The following is a 5458-nucleotide window of genomic DNA, read 5'->3' on the forward strand; positions in this document are numbered from 1 at the left end:
CTTTTTCTTCTGGCGCGTTATCGATCTGGTCGAAAGCACGTGCAGAACCGCCGTAGGTTTTAGCCAGAACGGTAGTGATCGCTGCAGTCAGGGTAGTTTTACCGTGGTCAACGTGGCCGATAGTACCGACGTTAACGTGCGGTTTTGTACGTTCAAACTTTTCTTTAGACATCGATTGTCCCTCTAAGACACGGATAAATCGGTGGTATCACCACATCAACCAAGCATTTGCTCGTTGAATCCAGAACAGAAAGAAAATCAGGGGGCGAGAAATTAAGAAGTGGTGCTGATAGGCAGATTCGAACTGCCGACCTCACCCTTACCAAGGGTGCGCTCTACCAACTGAGCTATATCAGCACATCTTGGAGCGGGCAGTGGGAATCGAACCCACATCATCAGCTTGGAAGGCTGAGGTAATAGCCATTATACGATGCCCGCATCCTGGAACTCGGCTACCTGATTTTTCTGTAGAATTTTGGGGATAGAGCAGGATTGTTCATCACTCGGCTCGTATCCTTCGGGCCGGCTGCGCCTCGCGCTGCACAACTCGAACCTTGCCGAAGGCTTTCGCCCTCTCCTCCCGCCATCAACCGTTGCGGTGTTTATCGCATCTCAGTTAATCGCCGAAGGCAAGATTTGGTGGTGGGGGAAGGATTCGAACCTTCGAAGTCTGTGACGGCAGATTTACAGTCTGCTCCCTTTGGCCGCTCGGGAACCCCACCAGATTTTTACTCTTTGTGACTTGAATGGTGCCGGCTACCGGAATCGAACTGGTGACCTACTGATTACAAGTCAGTTGCTCTACCTACTGAGCTAAGCCGGCATCAAGTGCAGCGCATTCTAGGTAGAGCGGGCGACCTATGCAACAAAAAAATTGCTTTACGCGCACTTTCGCTCACAAATCAGTCAATTTTGCATGCTGTCATGCAATTCGCAGCCTGTGGCGTGCAAACATTCATCACTTGCGACAATCATTCTCTACAATTTTATCCACTTTTTGCAAGCTTTGAACGCCCCTTTCTACGTGTCGGGCTTCTCAAAACACGTAACCCGCGACGGTAAACCGTGAGCGGGATCGATGCACCAAAAAGAGGATGGCTGCCCTGGTTAGTGGCGTGAACTACACTTATTCCTCGCCCTTTCGCCGTGGCTATGCCTTTCGTCGCTCTGGCGCAGTTATTGCTTATCTTCATTACCCCCATATCTGGAGGAATGACCGATGAAAATAGTGCCTATCAACGCCGCTACGCTCCCGATTTATCGCGATGAATTGGCTCGCCTGTTGACCGATGCGGTCACCCACGGCGCTTCAGTGGGCTACGACACCTTAATCCCGCATGAAGACGCCGAGAGTTACTTCCACAGCCTGCGTCCGGCCTTGGCCAAGGGCGAGCTGCTATTGTGGATTGCCCGCGACGAACGCGGCGTCGTTGGCACCGTTCAACTCGAGCTCTGCCAGAAACCAAATGGCCGTAATCGTGCGGAGGTGGTGAAACTGCTGGTTCATAGCCGCGCTCGTCGCAACGGCGTAGGCCTGGCGCTAATGAAGACGTTGGAGCAAGCGGCACTGCAACAGCAGCGCGGGCTACTGTATCTGGATACACAGGCCGGTTCGGCGGCAGAAGCACTTTATCGCAGTCTGGGCTATCGCTGCCTGGGTGAAATGCCTGACTATGCGGCCGGACCCGATGGCTATTACCACTCAACCGTCATTTATTACAAACGTCTGTTCACCGTGACCCCGTCTTCACGCGCTATCGCCAGCTAACCTTCAGGCGGTATCCTGACTCCATGATACCGCCTTGCAATCCCGCTATATCAACTGCGCGCCGCTTCGCACAATTGACATAAACTGCTGCCTATCGACAACTTTTGCGAAAAAAGTCTACGCCAAAAACGAAGCTGTCTATAATATGCAGCTTGTTTATTCTCTGGAGTTGGCGTCCGGCGCCTTTCCCAACCTGCGTTAACAGGCAGAATTTGGCTTATGATAAAAAGAGATCAATCTTTAGCAACGCCTTACCTACAGTTCGATCGTACCCAGTGGGCTGCGTTGCGAGATTCGGTGCCGCTGACGTTGTCGGAAGAAGAGATCGTTAAACTGAAAGGGATTAACGAAGATCTCTCGTTGGAAGAAGTTGCGCAGATTTATCTGCCGCTGTCACGACTGTTGAACTTCTATATCAGTTCCAACCTGCGCCGGCAGGCGGTACTGGAACAATTCCTCGGCACCGACGGGCAAAAGATTCCCTATGTCATCGGCATCGCCGGCAGCGTAGCCGTCGGCAAGAGCACGACCGCACGTCTGTTGCAGGCGCTGCTGAGCCGCTGGCCGGAACACCGCAGCGTTGAGCTGATCACGACCGACGGCTTCTTGCACCCAAACAAGGTGCTGAACGAACGCGGTTTGATGAAGAAAAAAGGCTTCCCGCAGTCTTACGATATGCATAGCCTGGTGAAGTTCGTGTCGGAAGTGAAATCCGGCGCCAAACGCGTCACCGCCCCGGTTTATTCCCATTTGATCTATGACGTTGTGCCCGAAGGTAATAAAGTCATCGAACAGCCGGACATTCTTATCCTGGAAGGGCTTAACGTATTGCAAAGCGGTATGGATTATCCTCACGATCCACATCGCGTATTCGTTTCCGACTTCGTCGACTTCTCCATATATGTCGATGCGCCGGAGACGCTATTGCAAAGCTGGTATATCAACCGTTTCCTGAAATTCCGTCAGGGCGCATTTTCCAATCCTGATTCTTATTTCCATAATTATTCAAAATTGCCGGAACCGGAGGCGATTAATATCGCCACGCAATTATGGAATGAAATCAATGGATTGAATTTGCAGCAGAACATACTGCCTACCCGCGAACGCGCGAGCCTGATTATGACCAAAAGTGCCAACCATGCCGTTGAAAGCGTGCGTTTAAGAAAATAAGCCTACCGAACGATCAAGGGGACGCTGCCGTCCCCTTGTCTTTTCTCACTATTCCGCGCTGCGCAGCGATATCTCTCCGCCGATAAAGGGTTTGATTTCCCCTTCTTGTTCCAGCAGAAGTGCACCTTGCGAGTCGATACCCCGGGCGATACCCACAATCTGTCGCTCGCCAATCAGCAGTTTGACCGGTCTGTCGATAAAATTATCCAGCGTGCGCCAACGGCCAATAAATGGCGCCAGCCCATCTATCTCGAATTGTTTTAAGGACTGCCGCAATTCATTAAGCAGAGTGGCGGTCAGCTCATTACGATCGATGTTAATGCCGGCTTCTTGCAGGTTAATCCAACCTTGATTGATCCCACTCGCATTGGTATCCCGCATCGCCAAATTAATGCCGGCGCCGATGACCAACTGAGCCGCGTCGCCGGTTTTCCCCGTCAACTCGACCAGAATCCCTGCCAATTTGCGATCGTTCAGGTAAAGATCGTTGGGCCATTTGACTCGCACGTCTTTAGCGCCGAGACGCTGCAAGACCTTCGCCATCACCATGCCGATCACCAGGCTCAGCCCCATTGCCGCAGCTGGCCCCTGTTCCAATCGCCAAAACATCGACAGGTATAAATTGGCGCCAAACGGCGAGATCCACTGCCGCCCGCGGCGTCCTCGTCCTGCCTGTTGGTATTCAGCGACGCAGGCGTCGCCGGATTGCAGCGTTTCGATACGGTCCTGCAAATATTGATTGGTAGAGTCTACGACCGGCAGCACGGTAACTCGCTTGTCGTCCAGCCCGCTAAGAATGCGTTCCGCTTCCAAGAGCTGCATGGGAGCAGGCAAGCTGTATCCTTTCCCCGGTACAGTAAAGACATCCAGCCCCCACTCGCGAACGGTTTGAATATGCTTATTGATCGCGGCGCGGCTCATGCCCAATGACTCACCGAGCTGTTCCCCGGAATGGAATTCACCGTCGGCCAGTAGCGCGATCAGTTTTAACGGGACCTTGGTATCTCTCATGACAGCACCACCACAGCGTTCAATTCACCGGTCGCGCCAATGAAACGCACCTCAGGTTCCAGCCATACGCCGAATTTATCGGCCACTGTCTTACGTACATGGCGCGCCAGAGCCACCACATCCTGACTATGTGCATTATCGATATTCACCAGCACCAGCGCCTGCTGGCGGTGTACGGCGGCACCACCGATGCGATAGCCCTTCAATTCGCACTGATCGATCAGCCAGCCAGCGGCCAGCTTCACCTGGCCATCCTGCTGTGGATAATGCGGCATGCCGGGATATTGTGCGATGAGTTCTGCGGCTTTACCCGCGTTCACCAGCGGATTCTTGAAGAAACTGCCGGCATTACCGGTTTCACTCGGGTCCGGCAGCTTGCTGCGGCGCATGGCACACACGGATTCGAATACCTGAAGTGGCGTCACCGTGGCGGGATCCAGCTTGGCCAGATCGCCATAGCTCAGCTTGGGTTGCCACTGCTTGCTCAGACGCAGACCCAGCCCGACAATGGCATGCCCAGTTTGGAAGCGATGCTTGAAAATGCTTTCCCGATAGCCGAAACCACAATCGGCTGCCGGAATGCGATCGATGGCACCCGTAGAGAAGTCCAGCAGGTCGACATACTCACAGACATCTTTCAATTCGACGCCATAGGCACCGATATTCTGGATAGGCGCGGAGCCGGCCAATCCAGGAATCAACGCCAGGTTCTCCAACCCGCAGATCCCGGCCTGCAGCGTATATTGCACCAGATCGTGCCAATTCTCACCGGCGCTGACATGGAGATACCAGGCATCGTTATCTTCTCGAACATCGATGCCCTTCAGTTGGTTAACCATGACCGTACCCGAAAAGTCTTCCAGGAACAGTACGTTGCTACCTTCACCGAGAATCAGCAGCGGCTCCTGACGCTTGCGCGTTTGTTGCCAGACTTTGAGCATCAACTCAATTCTATCGGCGATGACCAGGTGCGCTGCGTTGACCGGGAGCGCAAAAGTATTGTGGTTTTTTAAGGACGCGCTTTCAGTAGACATAACGTTCAGTACCCATGCGGAAATAATCTTTTGCTTAGTCTACTCGATTCGAAGCGTCTGGCTAATATTTGTTTTAATTAACGTGAAATTTATCGAATAATGCACTGAAGAATTAGGATTTATCTTTGATATAACAGGATAATTCTTATCAACATGTTCATAAATAGGCATTTTTATTATTTAAATAATAATCTGAATCTATCAATTATATATTGAGCTGGTTATTCTCCTGCTCAAAAGCATTATACGTGCTTATGTAAATAAGCAACGTCCGCTGAAATAGGTATTTTTCTAAGCAATAGATACGATCAGGGGATTTATTTTGCGCATAGCAAAAAGCCCTGAACGTCAGTTCAGGGCTTTCGGCTTTATTTGATGCCTGGCAGTGTCCTACTCTCGCATGGGGAGACCCCACACTACCATCGGCGCTACGGCGTTTCACTTCTGAGTTCGGCATGGGGTCAGGTGGGACCAC

At 52.0% G+C, this 5458-nt stretch carries 5 protein-coding genes, 4 tRNA genes, 1 rRNA gene and 1 other RNA gene; 2 read left to right on the plus strand and 9 right to left on the minus strand.

Annotated features, from left to right (window positions below):
- The 6 genes from IMX17_RS24980 to IMX17_RS25005 form a co-directional block, all read right to left on the minus strand.
- Positions 1-172 (minus strand): GTP-binding protein (locus tag IMX17_RS24980; RefSeq protein ID WP_227255718.1); only part of this gene is annotated, 172 nt, incomplete at its 3' end.
- 109 nt (positions 173-281) lie between these two features.
- Positions 282-357 (minus strand) — tRNA-Thr (locus IMX17_RS24985).
- Between the two features lie 6 nt (positions 358-363).
- Positions 364-438: transfer RNA gene (locus IMX17_RS24990), tRNA-Gly, on the minus strand.
- 37 nt (positions 439-475) lie between these two features.
- Positions 476-591: non-coding RNA, RtT sRNA (locus tag IMX17_RS24995), on the minus strand.
- A gap of 46 nt (positions 592-637) precedes the next feature.
- Positions 638-722 (minus strand) — tRNA-Tyr (locus tag IMX17_RS25000).
- Between the two features lie 25 nt (positions 723-747).
- Positions 748-823 (minus strand) — tRNA-Thr (locus IMX17_RS25005).
- 396 nt (positions 824-1219) lie between these two features.
- Here IMX17_RS25005 and IMX17_RS25010 point away from each other — a divergent pair.
- Positions 1220-1768, plus strand: coding sequence for a GNAT family N-acetyltransferase (locus IMX17_RS25010; RefSeq protein WP_033644356.1), 549 nt, complete (start codon positions 1220-1222; stop codon positions 1766-1768).
- A gap of 219 nt (positions 1769-1987) precedes the next feature.
- Positions 1988-2938, plus strand: a complete 951-nt coding sequence (gene coaA, locus IMX17_RS25015; RefSeq protein WP_025304936.1) for a type I pantothenate kinase — start codon at positions 1988-1990, stop codon at positions 2936-2938.
- A gap of 48 nt (positions 2939-2986) precedes the next feature.
- Here the strand turns inward: coaA and birA are convergent, their stop codons facing one another.
- The 3 genes from birA to rrf all read right to left on the minus strand — a co-directional run.
- Positions 2987-3949, minus strand: a complete 963-nt coding sequence (gene birA / locus IMX17_RS25020; protein ID WP_193550327.1) for a bifunctional biotin--[acetyl-CoA-carboxylase] ligase/biotin operon repressor BirA — start codon at positions 3947-3949, stop codon at positions 2987-2989.
- Entirely contained in the window at positions 3946-4983 is a 1038-nt protein-coding gene (murB, locus tag IMX17_RS25025) for a UDP-N-acetylmuramate dehydrogenase (RefSeq protein ID WP_046899369.1), read from the minus strand. Before murB ends, birA begins: the two co-directional genes overlap by 4 nt.
- 377 nt (positions 4984-5360) lie before the next feature.
- Positions 5361-5458: ribosomal RNA gene (gene rrf, locus IMX17_RS25030) — 5S ribosomal RNA — on the minus strand; the annotation flags it as partial.

Origin of the sequence: Serratia sp. X3 (assembly GCF_014982455.1) — a bacterium.
GTDB lineage: Bacteria > Pseudomonadota > Gammaproteobacteria > Enterobacterales > Enterobacteriaceae > Serratia > Serratia ureilytica.

What these genes read in the sequence shown, in the direction of transcription:
- IMX17_RS25010 (WP_033644356.1), top strand. Translation starts at nt 1,220, where the DNA reads ATGAAAATAGTGCCTATCAACGCCGCTACGCTCCCGATTTATCGCGAT.
- coaA (WP_025304936.1), top strand. Translation starts at nt 1,988, where the DNA reads ATGATAAAAAGAGATCAATCTTTAGCAACGCCTTACCTACAGTTCGAT.
- birA (WP_193550327.1), bottom strand. Translation starts at nt 3,949, where the DNA reads ATGAGAGATACCAAGGTCCCGTTAAAACTGATCGCGCTACTGGCCGAC.
- murB (WP_046899369.1), bottom strand. Translation starts at nt 4,983, where the DNA reads ATGTCTACTGAAAGCGCGTCCTTAAAAAACCACAATACTTTTGCGCTC.